Origin of the sequence: Brachybacterium muris (assembly GCF_016907455.1) — a bacterium.
Lineage (GTDB): Bacteria > Actinomycetota > Actinomycetes > Actinomycetales > Dermabacteraceae > Brachybacterium > Brachybacterium muris.
On sequence record NZ_JAFBCB010000001.1, the window covers coordinates 2,319,758 to 2,343,918 of the forward strand.

The window sequence follows — 24,161 nt, forward strand, 5'->3', positions numbered from 1 at the left end:
GTCACTGGGGCAGTGCGGTGTGTTCTCGCATGTTCCTGTCGCCGGTGTCGATCCAGATTGTGTTGTGCACGATGCGGTCCATGATCGCATCGGCGTGGACTGCTCCACCGAGCCGGGCGTGCCAGTCCTTCTTCGGGTACTGGGTGCAGAACACGGTCGAGCCGGTGTCATAGCGGCGCTCGAGCAGTTCCAGCAGCATCGAACGCATTCCCTCGTCAGGATGGTCCAGCAGCCACTCGTCGATCACCAGCAGCGAGAACGTGGAGTACTTCCGCAGGAACTTCGTCTGGCCCTGCGGCTTGTCCTTTGCCAGGGCCCAGGCCTCTTCGAGGTCGGGCATTCGGATGTAGTGGGCTCGGAGCCGGTGCTGGCAGGCCTGCTTCGCCAGCGCGCAGCCGAGGTAGGACTTCCCTGAGCCGGTGAAGCCCTGGAAGACCACGTTCTGTTGCCGCTGGATGAAGGAGCAGGTTGCCAGTTGCGCGATCACGTTCCGGTTCAGTCCCCGTTCCTCGACCAGATCCAGCCGCCGCAGGTCCGCTCCGGGATAACGCAGCCCCGCCCGGCGGATCAGACCCTCGACCTTTCCATGATTGAAGATGGAATGCGCCTCGTCCACGATCAGCTGGAGCCGTTCCTGGAACGACATCCCCAGCACGTGAGCCTCATCCTGGGCATCGATCGCGTCCAGCAGCGCGGTCGCGCCCATCTCGCGCAGCTTCCGCTTCGTGTCGTTATCGATCACGCTCACCGGACACCTCCGGCGTAGTAGTCGGCGCCACGGACGTATCCGCCGTCTTCCGCGGGTTCCTCGCGGGGTGGACGCAGGGCGGCGACCTTGTCCTGCCCGGTGGCCAAGATCGGGTGCAGATGCGCATAGCGCGGTGAACGGACCCGTCCCGTCAGCGCGAGTGCGCAGGCCGCCTCGACCCGATCTACGGAGAAGCGGCGAGAGAGCCGTAGCACCGCCAACGCGGGATCCAGGCCCTGTTCCACGATCGGCACGGACTCGAAGATCCGCTGGATCACGATCACCGTGGCCGGCCCGACCCGATCTGCCCACGCCCGCACCCTCTGCGCGTCCCAGGCCTGGAAACGCTCGCCCGCAGGTAGGTCCGCGTCGTTGGTGCGGTACTCATTGCTCGCGGTCTCCGGGAGCAGCAGGTGACTGGTCAGTCGCTGGCTGCCCTGATAGATCTCCAGCGTCCGGGCCGTGATGCGCAGATCGACCTTCGCGCCGATGTGCGCGAACGGCGCGGAGTAGAAGTTCCGCGCGAACGTGACGTGCCCGTTCCTGCCCACTCGTCGTCCGTAGTGCCATGTCGAGATCTCGTAGGGCACCGCCGGCAGCGGCGTCAGCAGCGGCCGCTCCTCCGCGTCGAACACGCTGGCGCGGGATCCGGGCCGCTTCTGGAACGGCTCCGCGTTATAGGCCTCCATCCGCTGCCCGATGGCGGCTGCAAGTTCGGGCAGGGACGTGAATCGCTGATCCCGCAGCCCGGCGATGACCCAGGTCGCGACGTGCGCGACGGTGTTCTCCACGCTCGCCTTGTCTTTCGGTTTCCGCACCCTCCCCGGGAGCACCGCCGCCGAGTAATGCGCTGCCATCTCGCGATACGCATCGTTCAGGACGATCTCGCCCTCGCGGGGGTGCTTCACCACACCGGTCTTGAGGTTGTCCGGAACGATCCTCGGGACCGTCCCGCCCAGCGCCTCGAACATCGCTACGTGCGCTCGCAGCCAGGACTCCTGGCGCATATCCAGCGCCGGGAAGCAGAACGCGTAACGAGAAAAAGGCAGGCAGGCAACGAACAAGAACACCTTCGAGACCTCGCCGGTGACCGGATCGGCCAGCTCCATCGTGGGGCCGGACCAGTCGACCTCCACGCTCTGGCCGGCCTTGTGACCGACTCTCGAAGCGGCACCGGTGACCATGACGTGGTGCTGGTAGGTGCGGCAAAACCGGTCATACCCCATCGCCGGATCCCCAGCCGCCGTGGTCGCGTCGAAGTACTCGCCGTGCAACAGCTTCAGCGTCACGCCGACCCTGGCCATCTCTCGATGGACCTGTTCCCAGTCCGGCTGTGCGAACACGCTCTCGTGCTCGCCCCGGCCCGGGAACAACCGGGCATACACCTGCTCATCGGCGACGTCCGCGATATCGCCCCACCCGATCCCTGCAGCGTCAGCGGCCTCGAACACCGCCCTCACGGACTTGCGGGACATGCCCTGCGAGGACGAAATCGCTCGCCCCGACAGACCTTCTGCGCGCAGCTGGAGCACCAGCTTCGCCCTGATCTTCCGTACCATTCCAGATTGCTCCTTCCGCCGCGTGCCCTATACACACGGCGGAAGGAGCGTAGACAGAGCGGCCCCAACGACACCACTGGTGGTCCCGAACGACGCCACCGCTACGGCAGCGACGTGGCACCCGAACCCTCGATCAGCGGACCCCAGCGAGGCGAATATTCACCGGTGACCGCTGCCGGGGCGAAGTGCTGATCGAAGCGCTCCCTGGCCCGGTGCCCGAATCGATCGCGCAGCGAAGCGTCCGCCGCGAGCTCTGCAAGGCGTGCCGCGAGCTGTTCGACATTGCCGAGGGGGACGATGTATCCGCTGGCGCCGTCCTCGATCGCCTCCCGGGGACCGAAGTCGAAGTCGTAGGACACGGTGGGCCGGGCCTGGTACATGGCTTCCAGCAGTGGGTACGGGAACCCTTCTGAGAGCGAGGTCATCAGCACGATGTCCGCGCTGGCGTACACGTCCTGCTCGGTGCCGAAACCTGGCATGTGCACGCGCTCGGTGAGGTCCAGTGATTCGACCAGGTCCCTGACGGCGACGTAGTACGGGTTCCGGGGGTTGATGGATCCCCACAGGGTCAGATGCACCGTCTCGTCCTGGATCAGCGACAGTGCACGCACGGCGTCGAGCTGGTTCTTGCGGTGCTGGTACGAGGCCGGCAGGGCGATGTTCACGCCCTCGCGATCCGTCCGTTGGACCATCGCCGATCCCTCGCCGGGGAAGTTCGGGATGAAGACCACGTCGGACTCGTCGAAGAGGGGGATGAACTGCTTCCGCAGGCCATCAGCGACGGTCTGGAGCCGATCGATCATTCCCCGCGACGCCTGCAGCGGCTCCCAGAGCTCGTCGTGGTGGAGGTAATCGCCGTGGATCTGGAGCACGGTTCCGGGCCGCCGCTGATCGTCGCCCAGTGCGTGCTGGAACACCAGGGGCTGCAGAGGGGCGGTGAAGATGATCGTGTCCTCTGCGGACAGGGACTCGTTCAACTGGCGAAGGGCGGCCAGTTGGTTGGCCGTGAACGCGTACCTCAGGGCACCCAGGTTCCCCGACAGCTCCGCGTGGACATTGCGGTGCAGCAGCTTTCCACCGTCCGCCGGCAGCGACCGCAGGGTGAAGGCGGGCACCCCGTTGTCGAGGGGCCACAGGGGGAGCATCCGGTCCGCCACGCCCGGTCCGCCCAGGAATCCCAGGACTGCCACGGGGTACCCGGCCGCCTGCAGGCCGTTGGCCAGTTGGACGACCGACTTGTGATAGCCCGTGGGGCCGGCGACCTCGTGGGTGCAGATCAGGATCATTCCGGCAGCGGCCTTCCTCAGGGAACGTCGTTCGGCGCCAGGGCCTCAAGGACTCTACCGTGCCGGGACGAGCGGTTCCTGGAGGAGTGCGTCGCTGTCCGGAACTCGTGGGAGCGCGCCCGGCAAATGACTGATCGGATGGCGCAGGAAGGCCAACGGCGACAGCCCTGCCCCGGCATCCTGTGAGCCCTCTGGCCTCTTGACCACTCCCAGGACTGCCCCCGCCTTCCGCACCGGTGCCCCGGCCCAGTAGCTGAGGAAGGGCCCGGCTGCCCGGTGGTCCCATCCCAGGGCGTCACGCAGGGCCTGCGGGTCCAGCAGGTGCTCGTGGCCCAGCTCGAGCCGGGCGATGGCGCGCCGCACCTCCAGGTCAGCGTCCTCGTGAAACTCCGGCCACAGCTCCCGGGTGCGTCGTGACACCTCCGTCCCCAGTGCGCCGATGGTGACGTCGGGGCCGTAGATCGCGATCGGCGTGCCCTCGGCAGCGGCGTACATGACCGCGGTGGACAGCTGATTGGAGACCACTCGCCGTGCGCCGCGGACCAGGCGGAGGATACGGCCCAGGAACTGCGGGTCCCGCCGGTCCCCGGCGCTGACCACCCTGTGCCCGTTCTCGATCCAAACCCGACGCTTCTCGGGTCGATCGAGGTCCTCCGGATGCAGGCAGACCACGGCGGGGCCGTCGCGCTCGGCGAGCTCGCCGGCGAGAACGGCGTCATCGTGGGCGAGCTTCACCAGGCGGGTGTCGTGCACGGGGAAGGCCACGGCGGCCCCCACGGGGGCGACGGGCCGCCCGGCGGTCAACGCGCTCAGGTAGAGGAAGGGCGAACCGATGGGCGTCGTCTCGAACGGGTCCTCAGCTGGATCCCATCCACGGGCGGCGTGGCTCCACACCAGGCGCCGAGCTGTCCCCGGCAGTCGCGCGAAATCGGAGAAGTGGACGAGGCTGGGTGAGCGGACCGTCCACCCGTGCTGGAGGAGGCCGTCGATGTGCCGCACGGCGCGAAGACCCGCATGCAGGGCCAGCGCAGTGCTGTGGCCGTAGTAGTGGTTCTGGATGTCCACGGTCGCTCAGCCGAAGATGTCGTGCCGCGTCGTGGGCACCTCGTACGGGACCAGATCCTGGGGTGACCTCGCCAACCTGAACAGCCCGGACTCGATGTCCGGGAGGGTCTCCTCGTACCCCGGGACCTCGATCACGTAGGTGGGACGGCCCAGTGCGGCCGATTCCCACAGCGAGGTCGAGAAGGTCCCCACGCTCATCGCCGATCGCGTGATCGTGGTCAGGGTGTCCTCCTCGGCGATCGTCACCAGGCCATCCAGGCCTGCCGCCGCCAGCTCCTGCTGGATGAGGGCGCGCTGGGCCGGATGCGGAGCGATCACCACGCGCAGGTCCGGGCGCTCCCGGACCAGGTCCTGGACGAAGGCGAGGATCCGGCGCAGCACGCGCGGCTGGGAGATCACGCAGACGTCCCACGTGGGGTCCCCGCTGGGCGGATCCGCGATGGCCGCCGTCAGCTCGGGCTGCTCGCGGGGCACCACCACATGCTCCTGGTAGACGTTGGTGCGCTGCGCCCAGAAGTCGGACCAGGCGTAGAAGCGTGTGGCGCCGTAGTGCGGCTTCTGGCCGAACCAGAAGCTGGGTGCGTATCGGCTCGTCAGGGCGTACTGGATGTCCGACACCTGGGCGCCGGAGCGCGCTGCGGCGGCCGCGATCCCGGCCCACCAGTGGCTGGACGCGATCAGCACCTCCTCGGGCTGGACACGCTCGAAGACCGGGGTCCAGAACTCGCGTTCGGCCAGGAACTTCGCCAGCCGGTTGCGGAGATGGTCCCCGAGGTCGACACGGATGCCGAGCGCATCGGTGAGTGCCGCCTCGAAGGGTCGTGCATCCACCTCCGGCACTCGCAGATGGGCCCACCGACGCCGCCAGTCCTGCTTCCACTGCGTGAACTCGGCGAAGGGGTAGACCAGGTTCGTCTCGTCGACACCGGGGTACCCCTCAGCTTCGGGCTGGACGACGAAGAGCGTTCGATCATCCACGAACGGCGCCGTGCGATAGCCGCTCTGCCCACGTCGCGCGTAGTCGAAGACGACGGTCCGGGCCTTCGGAGCGGTCGCGAGGGTCTTGCTGCCTCCGTAGACGTCCTGGATCGGAGTCCCCACAGCGGATGCCGCGCCCCAGAGGCCTGCCGCCTCGGCGAGCTGGATGACGAGCGCCGAGCGCCCCAGCTCCCACACGTGGACCCCGTCGGCCGTGGTGATGTCGAAGAGCCCGTGTTCACGCTCCGCCGCGCAGATCCGTTCGAAGAACTCTCCGTAGGTCCACGGCGAGGTGACCTGCCTCTGGGAGACACCGTCGCGCAGGATCAGGGAATCGTACTCCCCGCGCACGGTCACCACCGGACGCTGCGCGGTGCCGCTGTTGGACACCTCGACCCCGCCGGCCTCGTTGACCGGGCAACCGAAGCTGTCCACACCCGTGGTGACCGGGAACCACGGGTGGCGAGCGATCTCACGGCGGGTCGGCGCCGGAGGATTCACCACGAGCGACTCGATCAGCAACCTCATGGCGGTCTCCAGATAGGTCACGGCCACACGACCGACAGAACCCATCGCCTGCGCCGGGAGCCCGATGGCCTTGCCGATGCCGCTGAGGGGGTCCGGTCGTGATGGTGGCGGCGGGACGGTGCCGGTGCTGGACGCTCCCTCGCCTTCGGCGCCACTAGTGAGGCCCGGCGACTCCGCGCGAGGGGCTGTGCTCGAGACATCCGGGAGCTCGCGCGTGGTGGATTCGCTGGGCGGCTTCGGGGTGGGCATGACCTGGCGCAGCTTCCACGTGACCGCTTCGGCGGCCTGAGCACCGAACTCTGCGAGCGCTCGGGGCGTGGTGCGCCACGAGACGTGTCTCGCCCCGCCGGAGGTCGCGAAGATGGTGTCAAGGACGGGCGGCGTCCCGTCACCGTACTGGGCGTCTCGGCGCAGCCGAGGCAGGACTGGAAGCTGATCGCCTGCAGCGGGACCGGCAAGGTAGTGACGGTCCGGCGAGCCAGGCTGGGTGCTGTAGGAGATGACGTCGTGGCCGCCCACGGGGAACATGATGGTGGTGGCGTCTGCCTCGCGCTTGACGCGCGGTCGTTCGATGCGTTCGCCGTCGTCCACCTGGACATCATGGATGACCATCGGGGAGTGCACGGCGACCCGGTGGAACCGGCGCCTGCCCACGCGCCTCACGCTGTGGGTGATCTCCTCGACGGAGATCGGATCGGGGCCCTTGGTGGAGAACACCTCCGCCAGATCGACCGTCGTGCCCAACGGGCCGAGGAACTGTCGGTACCGGTCTGCGACCGCTGCGGTGGAGAACAGTTCCTCGTAGCGCTCCCGGGCACGGCGCCCGAACCGTTCTCGCAGGGAGGCATCACCGGCGAGCTCCCGGAGCCGCTCGGCGAGCTGCTCGACGTCGCCGAGCGGGACGATGTACCCGCTGCCGCCGTGCTCGATCGCCTCCCGTGGCCCGAACTCGAAGTCGTAGGAAACGGTAGGACGGGCCTGGTACATCGCCTCCAGGAGCGGGTAAGGGAATCCTTCGGAGAGCGAGGTCATCAGGACGATGTCCGCATCGGCGTACACGTCGTGCTCCGTGCCGAAACCGGGGATCCGCACCCGATCCGACAGCCCGAGGTCTTCGATCAGCTCCTGTACTGCGATGAAGTACGGGTTGAGCGGACTGATGTTCCCCCACAGGTTCAGGTGCACCGACTCGTCCTCGATCAGTGACAATGCCCGCACCGCGTCGAGCTGGTTCTTGCGGTGCTGGAACGAGGCCGGCAGCGCTATGTTCACCCCTGAGTGCTTCGTGTTGGGGATGATGCCGGGACCCTCCCCCGGGAAGTTCGGTATGAAGACCACGTCGGACTCGTCGAAGAGGGGGATGAACTGCTCTCGCAGGCCATCCGCGACGGTCTGGACCCGGTCGATCACGGACCGCGACGCGATCAGCGGTTCTCGGAGTTCGGCGTGATGAAGGTAGTCGCCGTGGATCTGGAGGACGGTCCTCGGGCGCCGCTGGTCATCGCCCAGAGCATGCTGGAATGCCAGCGTCTGCACGGGTGCGGTGAAGATGATCGTGTCCTCTGCGGACAGGGACTCGTTCAACTGGCGAAGGGCGGCAAGTTGGTTGGCCGTGAACGCGTACCTCAGGGCACCCAGTGCGCCCACGAGCTCCGGATGCACGTCACGGTGGAGCAGTCTGCCGCCATACGCCGGCAGCGTCCGCAGGGTGAAAGCGGGGACCTCGATGTCCAGCGGCCACCGCGGCAGCATCCGGCTGGCTACGTCACCCGTGCCCAGGAAGCCGAGCAATGCGACCGGATACCCGCTCGCGCGCAGGCCGTTGGCCAGCTGGACGACGGACTTGTGATACCCGGTGGGTCCGGCGACCTCATTGGTGCAGATAACGATCATTCGGGCGACGGCCTTCCTCGTGCAGCGTTGATTCCGGGCGAGAAACCCTTCAGGTCTACCGGACGGGGTCATGCGGTTCTGCAGGTCTCGACCGAGGAGTCGAGCTGTCCTGCCCGTCCGGCACGCGTCATCGACGCCGACCACGGTGTGGGTGTCGGCCAGTCTAGCCGTGGGCCACTCTCAGATCTGGTTCTTGCGCAGGGCCGCGACCACACCGGTGAGCAGATGCACGGCGGCGCTCGGTACGGACAGCTTCTCCTGGCGGCGCAGTACGTGCCACACCGCACGCACCGCACGCCAACGGTCTGCAGAGTGCGAGCCCGGCTGCGAAGCCCGATAGAGCGCCAGCGGTTCGTCGATCCCGACTGCTGCACCGCTCTCCCGGACGATGCGCAGCCACAGCGCCCAGTCCTCGGCACCCGGGACGTCCGGCATGGAGACCGGTCGCGTGAGGTGCGTGTCGACCACGGCGGTCAGATTCCCGATCACATTGCGGCGTAGGAGCTCGGCGTAGGTGAGGGTCGTCGGGACGCGCACCACGCGACCTTCGGAGTGGAAATCCGTGGCGTTGCCCGCGTAATCCGCGTCGATGCGGTGGTAGCCGCAGTACACCAGCGGTGCGCCGTCGGTCATAGCCAGCTCCAACTGCCGCGCCAGCTTGTCGGGAAGCCACAGGTCATCGGCATCGCAGAATGCGAGGAACCTGCCCCGTGCCTCGGCGATCCCGGAGTTGCGCGCCGCTGCCGGGCCGCCGCTGCGTTCGCGACGGACGACTCGGACCCGTCGGTCGTACCGACGGATGTCATCGACGATGCCCACCGTCTCGTCGGTGGAACCATCGTCCACGACGATCAGCTCGAGGTCCCGGCATGTCTGATCGAGTACGCTAGCGATCGACTGACGCACGGTCCGCGCACCGTTGAACACCGGCATAACGACCGTCACCAGCGGCGATGGTTCCTTAGCGGCAGTCACAACGCACGATCATACCGATGCCGACCGACGGCGCTTCCCGCCGCACGAGTCCGGCTAGAGGAGAACGAATTTGGCTGACCACACGGCGCAGGTCCCCCTTGCTCCGCGCCTGTCCTCGGCAGAGGCCGAAGCAGTCGCGGCACGCGCGGGACTGGACGAGATGGGGATCCGGCCACCGCTCGGCCGGTACATCAAGCAGGTATGGCAGAGGCGTTCCTTCATATGGAACCTCTCCGCATCCCGTGCCTATTCACGCAACCAGGGTTCGTACCTGGGGCAGGCCTGGGCGGTCCTGCGTCCGATCCTTGACGCAGCGGTGTACGTCATCATCTTCGGCTTCCTCTTCCAATCCAGCGCGCCGGGGATCGACAACCGGGCAGCCTTCATCACCATCGGTACGTTCACCTACACGCTCTTCCAGACGTCCGTGATGTCGGGTCTGAACTCGATCCCGTCCAACCTCGTGCTGATCCGTTCCCACAAGTTCCCCCGCGCCGTCGTGCCCCTGGCCACGGTGATGACGGAGACCGTGCTGTTCGCCCCGATCCTGGTGGCGATGATCGTCGTGACCATGGTCACCGGACTTCTGCCGGGTATGGGGCCGGTGGTCCCCACCTGGTCCTGGCTCCTCCTTCCGTTCGCGGCCATCCTCCTGGCAGTCTTCTCGGCCGGAGTCGCTCTGTTCTTCGCACGGCTCGGGGCTCGCGCCCCTGACATCGCCAACGCCATGCCCTTCATCCTGACCCTTGGTCGATATGCTTCGGGGGCGATGTTCATGATCGAGGCAGTGGTCCCGGACGGACTCTGGCTCAAACCGATCCTGCTGCACCAGCCTGTCGCCATCTTCCTCGAGCTGTTCCGTGCCGTGTTCGGCAACGAGTCGCTGATCCCGATGACGCCCGGACTCTGGCTCGAGGCAACCGCCTGGGCGGTGGCGGTGTTCGCTATCGGATTCCTGTACTTCTGGCGCGCAGAGGAGACCTACGGTCGTGACTGAGGACACCGATTACGAAGTCGACCCCGAGAACCTCCCCAGACGCGCACCTCGCAAACCTCTTGGCCCCCCCTCCGTCGTGGTCGATGACCTGCACATCACCTATCGGGTGTTCGGCGCCCGCCGCGGCGGCACGGCCCAGGAGCGGAAGTCGTTGTGGGACAAGGCAGTGAGTCTGGGCCGTCCTGACACCGGGCCGATCACTCACGTCCCAGCCGTTCGGGGAGTGTCCTTCGTGGCCCACCACGGTGAGTCGATCGGCATCCTCGGGACCAACGGATCGGGCAAGTCCACGTTGCTACGCGCTGCGGCAGGACTGCTCCCCCCCACATCGGGACGGGTCTACACCTCTGCGGAGCCGGAGCTGCTCGGCGTCAATGCCGCATTGATGCCCCGGCTGACCGGCGAGCGCAACATCGTCGTGGGCGGTCTGGCCCTGGGCCTGAACGCCAAGGAGGTGCGCGAGAACGTCCCGGCCGTCGCAGATTTCGCAGAACTGGGCGACTTCCTCTACCTGCCCATGAGCTCCTACTCCTCCGGCATGGCGTCCCGTCTGCGCTTCGCGATCTCCACCATCCGCACCCCCGAGATCCTCATGATCGACGAGGCATTGGCAACCGGCGACGCCTCGTTCCGCAAGAAGAGCACCAGGCGGATCGAGGAGATCCGCGAGCAGGCCGGAACGGTCTTCTTCGTGTCGCACTCCTTGGCCTCCGTGCGGGCCATGTGCACACGTGCGCTCTGGATCGAGAAGGGCAAGCTCGTCGCCGACGGCGATGTCGACGAGGTCGCGGACGCGTACCACGCCTTCGTGGAGGGCCGTACCGATGCGTCATCTGGTGCGAAGCTGCGGTAGATGCGCTCTTCGCATTGAGTGTGACCCTCAACCTGCCCGTTCGTCGTCCTCGTCGGTGTCGTCGTCCAGCGGGGCCGGTGGCGGCGCATCGATCACGGGGGTGGAGGCGAGCTGGAGCCCGCCGGAGGTCTCATCGGGGATGTACCACTCACCGGTGGTGGGGCACACCCAGGCATCGGTGCCGTCGGAGGCAGGCAGCAGCTTCTCCCCCGAGCGGCCCACCCAGGCGAGGCGCTTGGCCGGCACCCCGGCCACCAGCGCATACGGTGGGACATCCTTGACCACGGTGGCACCGGCGGCCACCATCGCCCAGGCGCCGATCGTCACCGGTGCGACGCACACGGCCCGGGCACCGATGGAGGCACCCTCCTGGCAGGTCACGCCCACCGGCTCCCAGTCCGAGGCGGACTTGGGGGTCAGGTCGGGGTTGACCGCGCGCGGGAAGTGGTCGTTGGTGAACACGGCGGCCGGGCCCACGAACACGCCGTCGGCCAGCTTCGCCGGCTCGTACACCAGGGCGTAGTTCTGGATCTTGCAGCCGTTGCCCATCTGCACGCCGCTGCCGATGTAGGCTCCGCGGCCCACCACGCAGTCGCGACCCATGCGCACGCCTTCACGCACCTGAGCGAGATTGAATATTCGCCTCGCTGGGGTCCGCTGATCGAGGGTTCGGGTGCCACGTCGCTGCCGTAGCGGTGGCGTCGTTCGGGACCACCAGTGGTGTCGTTGGGGCCGCTCTGTCTACGCTCCTTCCGCCGTGTGTATAGGGCACGCGGCGGAAGGAGCAATCTGGAATGGTACGGAAGATCAGGGCGAAGCTGGTGCTCCAGCTGCGCGCAGAAGGTCTGTCGGGGCGAGCGATTTCGTCCTCGCAGGGCATGTCCCGCAAGTCCGTGAGGGCGGTGTTCGAGGCCGCTGACGCTGCAGGGATCGGGTGGGGCGATATCGCGGACGTCGCCGATGAGCAGGTGTATGCCCGGTTGTTCCCGGGCCGGGGCGAGCACGAGAGCGTGTTCGCACAGCCGGACTGGGAACAGGTCCATCGAGAGATGGCCAGGGTCGGCGTGACGCTGAAGCTGTTGCACGGCGAGTACTTCGACGCGACCACGGCGGCTGGGGATCCGGCGATGGGGTATGACCGGTTTTGCCGCACCTACCAGCACCACGTCATGGTCACCGGTGCCGCTTCGAGAGTCGGTCACAAGGCCGGCCAGAGCGTGGAGGTCGACTGGTCCGGCCCCACGATGGAGCTGGCCGATCCGGTCACCGGCGAGGTCTCGAAGGTGTTCTTGTTCGTTGCCTGCCTGCCTTTTTCTCGTTACGCGTTCTGCTTCCCGGCGCTGGATATGCGCCAGGAGTCCTGGCTGCGAGCGCACGTAGCGATGTTCGAGGCGCTGGGCGGGACGGTCCCGAGGATCGTTCCGGACAACCTCAAGACCGGTGTGGTGAAGCACCCCCGCGAGGGCGAGATCGTCCTGAACGATGCGTATCGCGAGATGGCAGCGCATTACTCGGCGGCGGTGCTCCCGGGGAGGGTGCGGAAACCGAAAGACAAGGCGAGCGTGGAGAACACCGTCGCGCACGTCGCGACCTGGGTCATCGCCGGGCTGCGGGATCAGCGATTCACGTCCCTGCCCGAACTTGCAGCCGCCATCGGGCAGCGGATGGAGGCCTATAACGCGGAGCCGTTCCAGAAGCGGCCCGGATCCCGCGCCAGCGTGTTCGACGCGGAGGAGCGGCCGCTGCTGACGCCGCTGCCGGCGGTGCCCTACGAGATCTCGACATGGCACTACGGACGACGAGTGGGCAGGAACGGGCACGTCACGTTCGCGCGGAACTTCTACTCCGCGCCGTTCGCGCACATCGGCGCGAAGGTCGATCTGCGCATCACGGCCCGGACGCTGGAGATCTATCAGGGCAGCCAGCGACTGACCAGTCACCTGCTGCTCCCGGAGACCGCGAGCAATGAGTACCGCACCAACGACGCGGACCTACCTGCGGGCGAGCGTTTCCAGGCCTGGGACGCGCAGAGGGTGCGGGCGTGGGCAGATCGGGTCGGGCCGGCCACGGTGATCGTGATCCAGCGGATCTTCGAGTCCGTGCCGATCGTGGAACAGGGCCTGGATCCCGCGTTGGCGGTGCTACGGCTCTCTCGCCGCTTCTCCGTAGATCGGGTCGAGGCGGCCTGCGCACTCGCGCTGACGGGACGGGTCCGTTCACCGCGCTATGCGCATCTGCACCCGATCTTGGCCACCGGGCAGGACAAGGTCGCCGCCCTGCGTCCACCCCGCGAGGAACCCGCGGAAGACGGCGGATACGTCCGTGGCGCCGACTACTACGCCGGAGGTGTCCGGTGAGCGTGATCGATAACGACACGAAGCGGAAGCTGCGCGAGATGGGCGCGACCGCGCTGCTGGACGCGATCGATGCCCAGGATGAGGCTCACGTGCTGGGGATGTCGTTCCAGGAACGGCTCCAGCTGATCGTGGACGAGGCGCATTCCATCTTCAATCATGGAAAGGTCGAGGGTCTGATCCGCCGGGCGGGGCTGCGTTATCCCGGAGCGGACCTGCGGCGGCTGGATCTGGTCGAGGAACGGGGACTGAACCGGAACGTGATCGCGCAACTGGCAACCTGCTCCTTCATCCAGCGGCAACAGAACGTGGTCTTCCAGGGCTTCACCGGCTCAGGGAAGTCCTACCTCGGCTGCGCGCTGGCGAAGCAGGCCTGCCAGCACCGGCTCCGAGCCCACTACATCCGAATGCCCGACCTCGAAGAGGCCTGGGCCCTGGCAAAGGACAAGCCGCAGGGCCAGACGAAGTTCCTGCGGAAGTACTCCACGTTCTCGCTGCTGGTGATCGACGAGTGGCTGCTGGACCATCCTGACGAGGGAATGCGTTCGATGCTGCTGGAACTGCTCGAGCGCCGCTATGACACCGGCTCGACCGTGTTCTGCACCCAGTACCCGAAGAAGGACTGGCACGCCCGGCTCGGTGGAGCAGTCCACGCCGATGCGATCATGGACCGCATCGTGCACAACACAATCTGGATCGACACCGGCGACAGGAACATGCGAGAACACACCGCACTGCCCCAGTGACCCGATGCCGGCGGGAGCCAGTGGTCCCCACCGCGGCGGCTACTGGCCCCCGTCGGCACGATCGGCGGTCCCCAAGAGCAAGATTCGGTGGCTCCCACGACTACGAATACTCAGAGATGCCAGATGGAGCTGCGGTCGCCGATGGTGGCGTCCTCGGAGATGTCCGCGCCGGGGGCGACCCGGTACGTGGGGGTGTCACTCATGCGGACGACTTTACCGCCCGCCTCCGGTGCTCAGCGGGACGACGGGCCGGTCATCCCAGCTTCTTCACGCAGCCTCTCCCCCTTGGCCAGCGCCGTCTCTCGCAGTTCCTGCTGGAAGGCGAGCATCCTCTCCCGCAGGGCGAGCGCATGATCGTCGACCCCGGAGGCGAGGATGCGGGCGGCGAGCAGCCCGGCGTTGCGGGCCCCGCCGATGGAGACGGTCGCCACCGGCACCCCGGCGGGCATCTGCACGATCGAGAGCAGGGAGTCCATGCCGTCCAGGTGCTTCAGCGGCACCGGCACCCCGATCACGGGCAGCGGGGTGAGGGAGGCGATCATGCCGGGCAGGTGCGCGGCCCCGCCGGCGCCGGCGATCACGACCCGCAGGCCGCACTCGGCGGCGGAGCGGCCCCAGGCCACCATGTCCTCGGGCATGCGGTGGGCGGAGACCACGTCGACCTCCACGGGGATGCCGAACTCGGCGAGCGCTTCCTGGGCGGCGCGCATCACGGGGTAGTCGGAGTCCGATCCCATTACGATGCCCACCAGCGGCTGTTCGGCGGCGGCGGGCGGCTGGGCCTGGTTCACAGGGTCTCCTCCGGTGCATCGGGACGGTCAGGGCTCGGGTGGCCGTTGCTGGTGTCGGCGCCCATGGGGCTGCCGGCGGCGTCGGGGCTCTCGGGTCCGTCGACGATGAGCTTCTCGGCGCGGTGGGCGCGGGCCAGCAGCTGCACAGGGTCCTCCCCCACCACCGTGACGTGGCCGAGCTTGCGGCCGGGCCGCACCGACTTGCCGTACAGGTGCACCTTGATCCCGGGGTCGGCCTCCATCGCGGCACGGGCGCCCGGGGCGAGCTCGGACGCATCCCCTCCGAGGAGGTTCACCATCACGGCGCAGGGTGCGAGCAGATCGGGGGCCCCGAGCGGGAGGTCGGCCACGGCGCGAAGGTGCTGCTCGAACTGGCCGGTGACCGCTGCGTCCATGGACCAGTGGCCGGTGTTGTGCGGCCGCATCGCGAGCTCGTTGACCAGCACGGTGCCGTCTGCGGTCTCGAACAGCTCCACGGCGAGCATCCCGGTCACCCCGAGGTCCTCCGCGATCGCGGCTGCGAGCCGTTGGATGCGGTGCTGGGCAGCCTCGTCGAGGTCGGGAGCTGGAGCCACCACCTCGTAGCACACGCCGTCGCGCTGGACGGACTGCACCACGGGGTAGGTGGTCGTCTGCCCGCCGGGCCGGCGGGCCACCTGGGCGGAGAGCTCCCGGGTGAAGGCGACCTTCTGCTCGGCGAGCAGCTCTCCGTGCTGCTCCAGCCAATCGGCGGCGTCCTCGGCGCGCTCGATGATGCGCACACCGTGGCCGTCGTACCCGCCGCGCGGGGTCTTCACCACCAGCGGGCCGTCGTTCTCGGCGAGCGCGCGGTCGAGATCCTCGATGCCGCGCACGTGCCACCAGCGGGGGCAAGGATGCCCCAGCTCGGTGAGGCGGCGGCGCATCACCAGCTTGTCCTGGGCGTGCACCAGGGCACCGGGACCAGGACGCACCTGCACGTCACCGTCGGTGACCAGTCGCTCCAGGAACGCCGTCGGGACGTGCTCGTGGTCGAAGGTGAGCACGTCCACCTCGGTGGCGAGAGCGCGCACGGCGCTCTCCTCGTCATGACGGCCCGTGCGCACGCTGCCGGCGACCACGGCGGCGCTCTCTGCGGGATCGGAGGCCAGCACGGTCAGCGGCAGGTCCAGTTCGATCGCGGGCCCCAGCATCATCCGGGCCAGCTGCCCAGCGCCCACCACCCCGATCCGGGGTGGCGCGGTCAGGGGCGAGCAAGGGGTATCATCAGGCACGTCCGACAGTCTAGGACCCGCTCCTGGCCCCGGTGCGGCGGCTGTCGTCCTCGGTGGGCTCCTCGGCGTCCGTGAAGACCACTCCCGAGGCCAGTGCGCTGCTGCCGTGGCCCCGGCGCCGTGCACCGTGGCGGTGACGCCTGCGCACCACGGACCCCTGGGGAAGCAGCGAGAGGTCATCGCTGGCCTCGGCCCGGGTGGTCTCCTCGGGACCGGTCTCCTCCCCGGGGGCGGAGATCAGGAACATGCCGAAGGAGGCGGGCACCTCGGTGAGCAGCTCGAGGCGGCCGCCGTCGTCCTCCACCAGGGTGCGGGCCAGGGCCAGTCCCACACCGGTGCCGGAGGAACGGGGCCCGGAGACGGAGCGCTCGAACACGCGCTTGCCGAGCTCGGGGTCGATGCCGGGGCCCTCGTCGGACACCTCGACCACGGTGGAGTGGTCGTTGCGACGGACCTTGACCAGGGTGCGACCCCCGCCGTGCACCAGCGAGTTCTCGATCAGGGTGGCGATCACCTGCGTGAAGGGGCCCACCGAGCCCCAGACGGCGGCGCTGCGCGGTACCTGGATCCGCAGCTCCCGGCCCGCCTTGCGGAAAGCCGGGGACCATTCCTCGCTCTGCTGGGTGAGCACCGACCGCAGCTCCACCACCCCGGGGCTGCGGCGCTGGGACGAACGGGGGGCATTGATCAGATCGTGCACCACCTCGGTGAGCCGGTCGATCTGCTCCAGAGCGATCCGGGCCTCCTCCCGCACCCATTCCTCCGAGCTGGTGGCCAGGATCTCGTCCACTCGCATCGACAGAGCGGTCAGTGGGGTGCGCAGCTGGTGGGAGGCGTCGGAGGCGAGACGGCTCTCCGCCTCCAGTCGCTCGGCGAGCATGGCACCGGAGTGGGTGAGCTCCTCGGCCACATCGTCGATCTCGGAGATGCCACTGGGCTCCCACCGTCCGCGGGCGCGCCCGGCCCCCATCTCCTCGGCTCGCCGGTTCAACCGGGCCAGGGGCATGGAGATCCGCTGCGCCTGCCACAGCGCCACGGACGCGCCGATGGAGAGGGCCGACAGGCCCGCCACCACGATCAGCACCCAGGCGCTCGCGGTGTGGGCGCGCACCTCGGACTCCGGGATGTAGACGGTGATGGACTGCCCCTGCGAACCGATGGTCGAGACGTAGGTGGTGGGGTTGGGATCCACAGGGTCCCCCGCCTGGATCGTCTCGCCCTGGTAGGTGACCGAGATGGTCACGTTCAAGTTCGGCTGGGCGTCCACGTACCGCTGCAGCAGGGCGGCGTCGAACGTCCGTCCCTGCGCCAGTCGCTGGTCGGTGTCGATCCGCACCACGTCGAGGATCCGGTTGGCGTCGGTGAGCAGCTCCTGCCGCTTCAGCTGCAACCACGACCAGCCCAGGGGGATCCCCAGCATCACCACGGCCAGCAGCACGGTGATGAGGGTGGCCTGCAGCACGCGCTGCCGCACCCGTCAGCTCCCTTGACCGGTCTCGAACCGGAAGCCGACACCGCGCACGGTGGTGATGCGGCGGGGGTTGGTGGCGTCGTCACCGAGCTTGCGACGCAGCCAGGAGATGTGCATGTCTAGGGTCTTGGTGGAGCCCCACCACTCCGCGCCCCACACCTCGCGCATGAGGTCGTCACGGGTGACCACGCTGCCGGCCTCGCGCACCAGCACCGTGAGCAGGTCGTACTCCTTGGCCGAGAGCGTGAGCTCCTCACCGTCGGCGTAGGCGCGACGCGCGGCGACGTCCAGGGACACCCCGTGCACGTTGAAGGCGTCACCGGCCTCCTCGGCGGCCTGGGCCCGCCGCAGCAGCGCCCGGATCCGGGCCTGCAGCTCACCGAGGCGGAAGGGCTTGGTGACGTAGTCATCGGCACCGGCGTCCAGGCCCACCACCGCGTCGACCTCGTCGGCCCGGGCGGTGAGGATCAGGATGGGCGACTCCAGACCACCCTTGCGCAGGCGGCGGGCCACCTCGAGGCCGTCCAGGTCGGGCAGACCGAGGTCCAGGATCACCACGTCGATCGGGTCAGGCCCCGCGGCGATGGCCAGGGCGTCCATCCCCCGGGAGGCACGCGTGACCGTGTACCCCTCGCGGTCGAGCGCGCGGGACAGGGGTTCGGCGATGGCGGAGTCGTCCTCGACGAGAAGTAGGCGTGTCACAGAGTGCATCCTACGCCGAGGCTCCTCAGAGCCCCAGGTTGAGGGGTGCGGAGCGGTCGCGGGTGAGCTCGTGCACGCTGACCGCGCCGATGCCGTGGAGGTCCACGTCCTCGCCCTCGGAGGCGGCGAAGCCTCCCGGCAGCGCCTGCGCGACGGCCTCGGCCGTGTCCTGGTCCACCAGCACGGTCCCCGGCCTGGCCACGGACTCCATGCGGGCGGCCAGGTTCACCGACGGCCCGAACACGTCGCCGTAGCGGGAGAACATCGATCCCCACACGAACGCCACCCGCACCGGCGGCAGGTCGGGGTCCGCGGAGATGGTCTCGGCCAGGGTCACGGCGATCTGGGCGCCGTCCTCGGGCGTGTCGGCCAAGAACATGATCTCGTCGCCCACGGTCTTGACCACGCGACCGCCGCCGACGGAGATGATGTCGCGTCCGGCGGCCTCGAATCGGCCCACCACGTCGGCGAGCTGGGCACCGGAGAGGTCCTGGGAGAGGCGGGTGAACTGCACCAGGTCGGCGAAGCCCACGGCGCGCTGCAGCGGGAACAGCTCATCGGTGTCGCGGTGCAGCACCTCGGATCCGGCGCGGGCCGCGAAGGCCGCGAGCTGCCTGCGGAAGGTGAACATGACCTGGGACTCCAGGGTCTCCAGCAGGTCCGGGACGGCATCGAGCATGGCCAGGCGGGCCTCGGCATCGCTGCGGCCGGCGTCCTTGGCCTCGTCCACGAGCGCCTCGGTGGCCCACATCGCGATCCGACCCATGTGGAAGCCGAGGCCGCGGGTGATGCTGGCGAAAGCGCGTTCGCTGAGGGTGCCGTCCTCGACCAGGCCTGCGAGCTCACCGATGGCGTAGGCGTCCTCCTCGGTGAACACCACGGTGTCCTCGTCCACCGGGGTGAAGCCCAGCGAACGCCAGTAGACAGCGGTGAGGCGTGCCGGGATGCCGCGCTGCTCGGTGAGATCTCGACGGGAGTACTTCCGAGGCCCCTGGAGCAGTTGCCGTTCCAGGGCACCGACGCTGCGGCGCACCTCGGCGAAGCGGCGGTTCAGGTCCAGGATCTCCTGGGAGTCGAGGTGCACCTGCGAGCCGGCCTCGTCGGAGTCGTCCGCGGTGGGATCGGGCAGTCCGCTGCGCCCGCCGCTGTTCCCGCCGGGGCCGTCCCCGAGCATCGTCGATCCGCCACCGGGCGGCAGGGTGTCGTCCAGTGGTGCGGGGGCGTGCCCGAGCGCGTGCTCGGGGCGGGGTCGCTGATCGTCAGCGTCGCTGATCCCACTGGTCACCGTGTCGGGCCCTGCTTCCGTTCGTCGTGTCGTGCTGTGTCGCGTGCTCTCTGATGCGGGACTCCCGAGGTCAACGGTCATCCCGCGGCCCGTGCCGCACATCGCCGACGTCCACCGGGAGGTCCGTGCCGGCGCTGGTGCGCAGTACGAGCCTCCCACTGCTGTCGATCCGACGGGCCGTGCCACGCAGGCAGCTGTGCGCCTCCTGCGCGGAGGGCTCGCCCAGGGGCTCGACCCTCACGGCACACCCCAATGTGAGGCAGGTAACAGTATATCGCTGATGGGTGCCGGATGCCCGGGCATCCCCGCCCGCGGACTCCAGGATGCCGACCTCGCGCTGCACGGCCCGGGCCAGATCGGCCGCAAGGCCCCGACGCGCCGACTCCGCCTGCGGCCCGGTCATGGACCGCCCGGTGACCGATCCCGGGCCGTACAGCCAGGCCGCCTGCGGCACCTCGTCACCATCGATGTCACGCACGGGCCCGGTCAGGTTCAGCCCGATCCCCACCATCACATGATCGAGACCGCGGCCCTCCACCAGGATCCCGCCGAGCTTGCGTCCGTCCACGGTGTGGATGTCGTTGGGCCATTTCAAGCCCACTGCTCCCCCGCCGCCCGGCCCCACCGGGACGATCCTGGCAGGGGGCGCCGCGAGCACGTCGATCACAGCGAGACCGGCGGCCAGGGGGATCCAGGTGCGCCCCTCCATGGGCAGGGTGGTGCGCAGCGAGACCGTCAGGGCCACGCCCACCCCTGCGGGGCTGGCGAAGCGCCGGCCGAGGCGCCCGCGGCCGGCGGTCTGCTCCCGGGCCAGCACGGCGAAGGGTGCGGCCTCTCCGGCGGCCAGGCGCCTGGCGGCCTCGTCCTGCGTGGAGGTGACGACGTCCAGGTCGTGCAGCACGACCCGCCGGACGTCCTGCCCGTGATCCACGTGCTCGTGCTCCACGGCGTCCTCCGTCCTGTCGATCCCGTCCCGTCGCGGCCGTGGGCTCCCGGCCCGTTCACGCGCAGGTAGCGTAGTATCCCGATGTTCCCAGCCCGGCCCACCGCGGCCTGTTCCCTGCCGCATCAGGAGGCCATGTGACCGACGCCGCCAGGCCGCAGAGCACCCGCCAGCGCATCGACGACCTGCGGGAGCGTGAGGCCCGCGCGGTCTCCGCCGCCGACGAGATCGCCGTCCAGAAGCAGCATGCCCGCGGGAAGAAGACCGCCCGCGAGCGCATCACCGACCTGCTGGACGACGGATCCTTCGTGGAGACCGACCGGTTCGTGCGCCACCAGACCCACTCCTTCGGGCTGGACTCCAAGCGCCCGGACGGGGACGGCATCGTCACCGGCTACGGCACCATCGACGGCCGTCAAGTGTGCGTGTACTCCCAGGACTTCACCGTCTTCGGCGGGTCCCTCGGCGAGGCGCACGGGCGCAAGATCCAGAAGGTCCAGGACCTGGCCCTGCGCACCGGGGTGCCGATCATCGGGATCCTCGATGGCGGCGGTGCCCGCATCCAGGAGGGCGTGGCTTCGCTGGCCATGTTCGCCGGGATCTTCCGCCGCAACACCCGTGCCTCCGGTGTGATCCCGCAGATCTCCCTGATCATGGGGCCGGCCGCAGGCGGCGCTGTGTACTCCCCGGCACTGACGGACTTCATCGTGATGGTCGAGAAGACCTCCCACATGTTCATCACCGGTCCGGACGTGATCCGCACGGTCACCGGTGAGGACGTGGGGTTCGAGGAACTCGGCGGCGCGCGCACCCACTCCACCCGCTCGGGCGTGGCCCACTACATGGCCCCCGACGAGGGCGAGGCCATCGAGTACGTGAAGGACCTGCTCAGCTACCTGCCCGCCAACACGCTGAGCCCTGCCCCGGTGTACCCGGTGCGCATCGAGGAGTCCCGCACCGCCGCGGACACCGCCCTGGACACCCTGATCCCGGACTCCCCCAACCAGCCGTACGACATGACCGCGGTCCTGCGGGCAGTGCTGGACGACGAGGAGTTCCTCGAGGTCCAGCCACTGTTCGCCCCCAACATCATGGTGGGCTTCGGCCGCGTCGAGGGCCACAGCGTGGGCATCATCGCCAACCAGCCCTCCCACCTGGCCGGCACCCTGGACATCGACGCCTCGGAGAAGGCGGCCCGCTTCGTGCGGCTGTGCGACGCCTACAACATCCCGGTGCTGACCTTCGTGGACGTGCCCGGTTTCCTGCCGGGCACCGGGCAGGAGTACGGCGGGATCATCCGTCGCGGCGCGAAGCTGCTGTACGCGTACGCCGAGGCCACCGTCCCGCTGATCACCGTGATCACCCGCAAGGCCTACGGCGGCGCCTACATCGTGATGGGCTCCAAGGAGCTCGGGGCCGACGTCAACCTGGCCTGGCCCACCTCCCAGATCGCGGTGATGGGCGCTCAGGGCGCGGTGAACATCCTGCACCGTCAGCACCTGCGCCGCACCCAGGAGGACGGCGGCGACGTGGCCGGCGAGCGCAGCCGGCTCGAGACGGAGTACGAGGACCAGTTCGCCACCCCGTACACCGCCGCCGAGCGCGGCTGGATCGACGGGGTCATCGAACCCTCCGAGACCCGCACCCAGATCGCCCACGCCCTGCGGGCACTGCGCACCAAGCGCGAGTCCCTGCCCACCAAGAAGCACGGGAACATCCCGCTGTGACCGCCCCCGGCGCGGATCCCTCCGCCGCCCTCACCGATCCCACCACCGGATCCGAGGGCGGCACCGAGCACGGCTCCACGGAGCAGGCGGTCGCCGCGGCCGGGGTGCGCGTGGTCACCGGGCACCTGGAGACCGAGGAGCTGGCGGCGATCGCCGTGGTCGTCTCAGCGATGAGCGTGACCAGCCGCCTGGAGGCCGAGGAGCGCACTCTCGCGGAGAGCCACTCGGCCGGCTCCGGGGTGTGGAACGACCCGGTGCACTGCCACCCCCACACCTTCGAGGCCCGCAACCACTGCTCGGAGGCGGCCTGGCGGTACTCGCACCGCTGAGCCCGCGCGGACCGGGCCGCACCGGTTCCGTGATAGCGTCGTCCCTGGACACGGGGTGCCCCCTGGGGGCTGAGATCACACCCGAGAACCTGCACGAGTTAGGACTCGCGAAGGGATGTCGCCATGACGAAGCGCGCCTGCAGCACCATCGCATCACGCCCCCACCCGGGAGGCCCCCGCACCCGACCGGTGCGCGTGGACACCGGGCCGGGCCGCGCTGATCTGCGACCGACGGGCCCTCAGCGCCCGCTGTTCCTACCCGCTGATCCTCACCCCCGCCTCGCACGCCGGAGTCCACGACCCCCGCACCCGCAGGAACGAGGATGATCACGGATGTCCCCCGCCTTCACCGACGAACTGAGACAGCAGAACCAGCCCACCTGGGACCGCGCCGTCACCCACCGCTTCGTCCATGAACTGTTCGACGGCAGCATCGACGACGCCGTGATGGCCGGCTACCTGGTGCAGGACTACCGGTTCCTGGACAGTTTCCTGGTCCTGCTCGGGTCGGCCGTGGCCACGGCCGACACCCTCGAGGCCCGCCTGCGCCTGTCGCGTTTCATCGGCGAGGTGGCAGGCGAGGAGAACACCTACTTCCTGCGGGCCTTCGAGGCCCTGGGAGTGAGCGCCCACCTGCGCGAGACCATCCCGGACACCCCTGCCACCGAGCAGTTCACCGGTCTTTTCCGGGAGGCCGCGCAGACCCGCCAGTACGCCGCCGCGCTGGCGGTGCTGGTGGTCACCGAATGGCTGTACCAGGACTGGGCCTCGCGCGCCCCCGCGAAGCGGCCCGAGAACGTCGTGCACGCCGAGTGGATCGACCTGCACGACTACCCCGGGTTCTCGCAGTTCGTGGCGTTCCTGCGTGCGGAACTGGATCGCGTCGGTCCAGCCCACCGTGACCTCGTGGAGGAGTTCTTCGGCCGGGCCGTCGACATCGAACTGGCGTTCTTCGACGCCGCCTACGAGCATCCGGTCACGGTGGACGGAGCGCGCTGATGTCCCTGTTCGACGATCTAAAAGCAGCCATCGGCCCCCAGTGGACGGCGTACACGGACCACGAGTTCGTGCGGCGCCTGGGCGAGGGCACCCTGCCCCTGGCGGTGTTCCAGGACTACCTGATCCAGGACTACCTCTTCCTGGTGCAGTTCGCCCGGGCCAACGCGCTGGCGGCCTACAAGAGCAGGAACCTGGCCGACATCGAACAGGCCGCGCGGGGCCTGTCGGCCATCCTGAACGAGACCCACCTGCACCGCCGGCTCATCTCCGAGTGGGGGATCGACACTCACCGGCTCAGCACGGCGCCCGAGAAGCAGGCGACGGTGGCCTACACCCGGTACGTGCTGGACTGCGGAATGGCCGGTGATCTGCTGGACCTGCAGGTGGCTCTGGCCCCGTGCACCATCGGCTACGCGGAGATCGGCACGGCGCTCGCTCCGGCCCTCCGCACCGACCCGGAGCACCCCTACCGCGACTGGATAGCCGAATACGCGGGCGAGGACTTCCAGCGGGCCGCGCGCGAGGCCACCGCCCACCTGGACGCGCTGTGCCCGCAGCCTCCGAGCCCGCAGCGCTTCGCCGAGCTCACCGGGATCTTCCATACGGCGTCCCGGCTCGAAGCAGATTTCTGGCAGCAGGCGCTCGACGCCGCCTGAGCCCACCGCACCCAGGAAAGGAC

21 protein-coding genes are annotated in these 24,161 nt (G+C 68.9%); 8 read left to right on the plus strand and 13 right to left on the minus strand.

The genetic code is table 11. The features are described 5' to 3' along the window. Nucleotide 1: 1 nt before the first annotated feature. The 6 genes from JOD52_RS10765 to JOD52_RS10790 form a co-directional block, all read right to left on the minus strand. Nucleotides 2–748 (minus strand): ATP-binding protein, encoded by a 747-nt coding sequence (locus JOD52_RS10765; protein ID WP_338124028.1) that lies wholly within the window; start codon nucleotides 746–748, stop codon nucleotides 2–4. After that, complete coding sequence (gene istA / locus JOD52_RS10770) at nucleotides 745–2,307, minus strand: IS21 family transposase (RefSeq protein WP_204408388.1); 1,563 nt, start codon at nucleotides 2,305–2,307, stop codon at nucleotides 745–747. The genes JOD52_RS10765 and istA (JOD52_RS10770) overlap by 4 nt, the downstream gene beginning before the upstream one ends. A 101-nt stretch (nucleotides 2,308–2,408) precedes the next feature. Continuing rightward, complete coding sequence (locus JOD52_RS10775; protein ID WP_239551869.1) at nucleotides 2,409–3,593, minus strand: glycosyltransferase; 1,185 nt, start codon at nucleotides 3,591–3,593, stop codon at nucleotides 2,409–2,411. 54 nt (nucleotides 3,594–3,647) lie between these two features. Next, nucleotides 3,648–4,658 carry a hypothetical protein gene (locus tag JOD52_RS10780; RefSeq protein ID WP_017823771.1) on the minus strand — a complete coding sequence of 337 codons (1,011 nt, stop codon included), beginning with the start codon at nucleotides 4,656–4,658 and terminating at the stop codon, nucleotides 3,648–3,650. Nucleotides 4,659–4,664: 6 nt separating this feature from the next. Further along, nucleotides 4,665–8,057: a glycosyltransferase gene (locus JOD52_RS10785; protein ID WP_204409939.1), complete on the minus strand. Its 3,393-nt coding sequence runs from the start codon at nucleotides 8,055–8,057 to the stop codon at nucleotides 4,665–4,667. A gap of 180 nt (nucleotides 8,058–8,237) precedes the next feature. Continuing rightward, nucleotides 8,238–9,032: a glycosyltransferase gene (locus JOD52_RS10790; protein WP_259849520.1), complete on the minus strand. Its 795-nt coding sequence runs from the start codon at nucleotides 9,030–9,032 to the stop codon at nucleotides 8,238–8,240. A gap of 160 nt (nucleotides 9,033–9,192) precedes the next feature. Between JOD52_RS10790 and JOD52_RS10795 the strand changes: the two genes are divergently transcribed. Then, complete coding sequence (locus tag JOD52_RS10795) at nucleotides 9,193–10,029, plus strand: ABC transporter permease (protein WP_017823774.1); 837 nt, start codon at nucleotides 9,193–9,195, stop codon at nucleotides 10,027–10,029. Continuing rightward, a complete protein-coding gene (locus tag JOD52_RS10800) occupies nucleotides 10,022–10,882 on the plus strand; it encodes an ABC transporter ATP-binding protein (RefSeq protein ID WP_017823775.1) in 861 nt (286 codons plus the stop codon). Before JOD52_RS10795 ends, JOD52_RS10800 begins: the two co-directional genes overlap by 8 nt. A gap of 27 nt (nucleotides 10,883–10,909) precedes the next feature. On the opposite strand, the gene JOD52_RS10805 is transcribed toward JOD52_RS10800, so the two are convergent. Beyond that, entirely contained in the window at nucleotides 10,910–11,521 is a 612-nt protein-coding gene (locus JOD52_RS10805) for an acyltransferase (RefSeq protein ID WP_338124133.1), read from the minus strand. Between the two features lie 155 nt (nucleotides 11,522–11,676). On the opposite strand from JOD52_RS10805, the gene istA (JOD52_RS10810) reads away from it, so the two are divergent. Continuing rightward, on the plus strand, nucleotides 11,677–13,239 hold the full coding sequence (gene istA / locus JOD52_RS10810) for an IS21 family transposase (protein WP_204408388.1): 1,563 nt from the start codon (nucleotides 11,677–11,679) through the stop codon (nucleotides 13,237–13,239). Further along, nucleotides 13,236–13,982 (plus strand): ATP-binding protein, encoded by a 747-nt coding sequence (locus tag JOD52_RS10815; protein WP_338124028.1) that lies wholly within the window; start codon nucleotides 13,236–13,238, stop codon nucleotides 13,980–13,982. The genes istA (JOD52_RS10810) and JOD52_RS10815 overlap by 4 nt, the downstream gene beginning before the upstream one ends. A gap of 233 nt (nucleotides 13,983–14,215) precedes the next feature. On the opposite strand, the gene purE is transcribed toward JOD52_RS10815, so the two are convergent. The 6 genes from purE to JOD52_RS10850 all read right to left on the minus strand — a co-directional run bounded on the left by purE (nucleotide 14,216) and on the right by JOD52_RS10850 (nucleotide 20,430). Next, a complete protein-coding gene (purE, locus tag JOD52_RS10825) occupies nucleotides 14,216–14,719 on the minus strand; it encodes a 5-(carboxyamino)imidazole ribonucleotide mutase (RefSeq protein ID WP_204411657.1) in 504 nt (167 codons plus the stop codon). Nucleotides 14,720–14,769: 50 nt separating this feature from the next. After that, complete coding sequence (locus JOD52_RS10830; RefSeq protein WP_239552312.1) at nucleotides 14,770–15,948, minus strand: 5-(carboxyamino)imidazole ribonucleotide synthase; 1,179 nt, start codon at nucleotides 15,946–15,948, stop codon at nucleotides 14,770–14,772. 88 nt (nucleotides 15,949–16,036) lie between these two features. Continuing rightward, entirely contained in the window at nucleotides 16,037–17,500 is a 1,464-nt protein-coding gene (locus JOD52_RS10835; protein WP_338124082.1) for an ATP-binding protein, read from the minus strand. Between the two features lie 3 nt (nucleotides 17,501–17,503). Next, nucleotides 17,504–18,199 carry a response regulator transcription factor gene (locus tag JOD52_RS10840; protein ID WP_202803942.1) on the minus strand — a complete coding sequence of 232 codons (696 nt, stop codon included), beginning with the start codon at nucleotides 18,197–18,199 and terminating at the stop codon, nucleotides 17,504–17,506. Nucleotides 18,200–18,224: 25 nt separating this feature from the next. Next, on the minus strand, nucleotides 18,225–19,484 hold the full coding sequence (locus JOD52_RS10845; protein ID WP_204409941.1) for an adenylate/guanylate cyclase domain-containing protein: 1,260 nt from the start codon (nucleotides 19,482–19,484) through the stop codon (nucleotides 18,225–18,227). Nucleotides 19,485–19,554: 70 nt separating this feature from the next. After that, on the minus strand, nucleotides 19,555–20,430 hold the full coding sequence (locus tag JOD52_RS10850; protein WP_259879094.1) for a biotin--[acetyl-CoA-carboxylase] ligase: 876 nt from the start codon (nucleotides 20,428–20,430) through the stop codon (nucleotides 19,555–19,557). A 134-nt stretch (nucleotides 20,431–20,564) separates the two neighbouring features. On the opposite strand from JOD52_RS10850, the gene JOD52_RS10855 reads away from it, so the two are divergent. The 4 genes from JOD52_RS10855 (at nucleotide 20,565) to JOD52_RS10870 (ending at nucleotide 24,138) form a co-directional block, all read left to right on the plus strand. Next, nucleotides 20,565–22,154, plus strand: a complete 1,590-nt coding sequence (locus JOD52_RS10855; RefSeq protein ID WP_204409945.1) for a carboxyl transferase domain-containing protein — start codon at nucleotides 20,565–20,567, stop codon at nucleotides 22,152–22,154. Then, nucleotides 22,151–22,483: an acyl-CoA carboxylase epsilon subunit gene (locus JOD52_RS10860; RefSeq protein ID WP_239551870.1), complete on the plus strand. Its 333-nt coding sequence runs from the start codon at nucleotides 22,151–22,153 to the stop codon at nucleotides 22,481–22,483. The genes JOD52_RS10855 and JOD52_RS10860 overlap by 4 nt, the downstream gene beginning before the upstream one ends. A 333-nt stretch (nucleotides 22,484–22,816) precedes the next feature. Then, nucleotides 22,817–23,482, plus strand: a complete 666-nt coding sequence (locus tag JOD52_RS10865; protein ID WP_017823785.1) for a TenA family protein — start codon at nucleotides 22,817–22,819, stop codon at nucleotides 23,480–23,482. Beyond that, the gene (locus tag JOD52_RS10870) at nucleotides 23,482–24,138 is read left to right on the plus strand and encodes a TenA family protein (protein WP_204409946.1); all 657 of its coding nucleotides are present in this window, start codon (nucleotides 23,482–23,484) and stop codon (nucleotides 24,136–24,138) included. Before JOD52_RS10865 ends, JOD52_RS10870 begins: the two co-directional genes overlap by 1 nt. Nucleotides 24,139–24,161 lie beyond the last annotated feature (23 nt).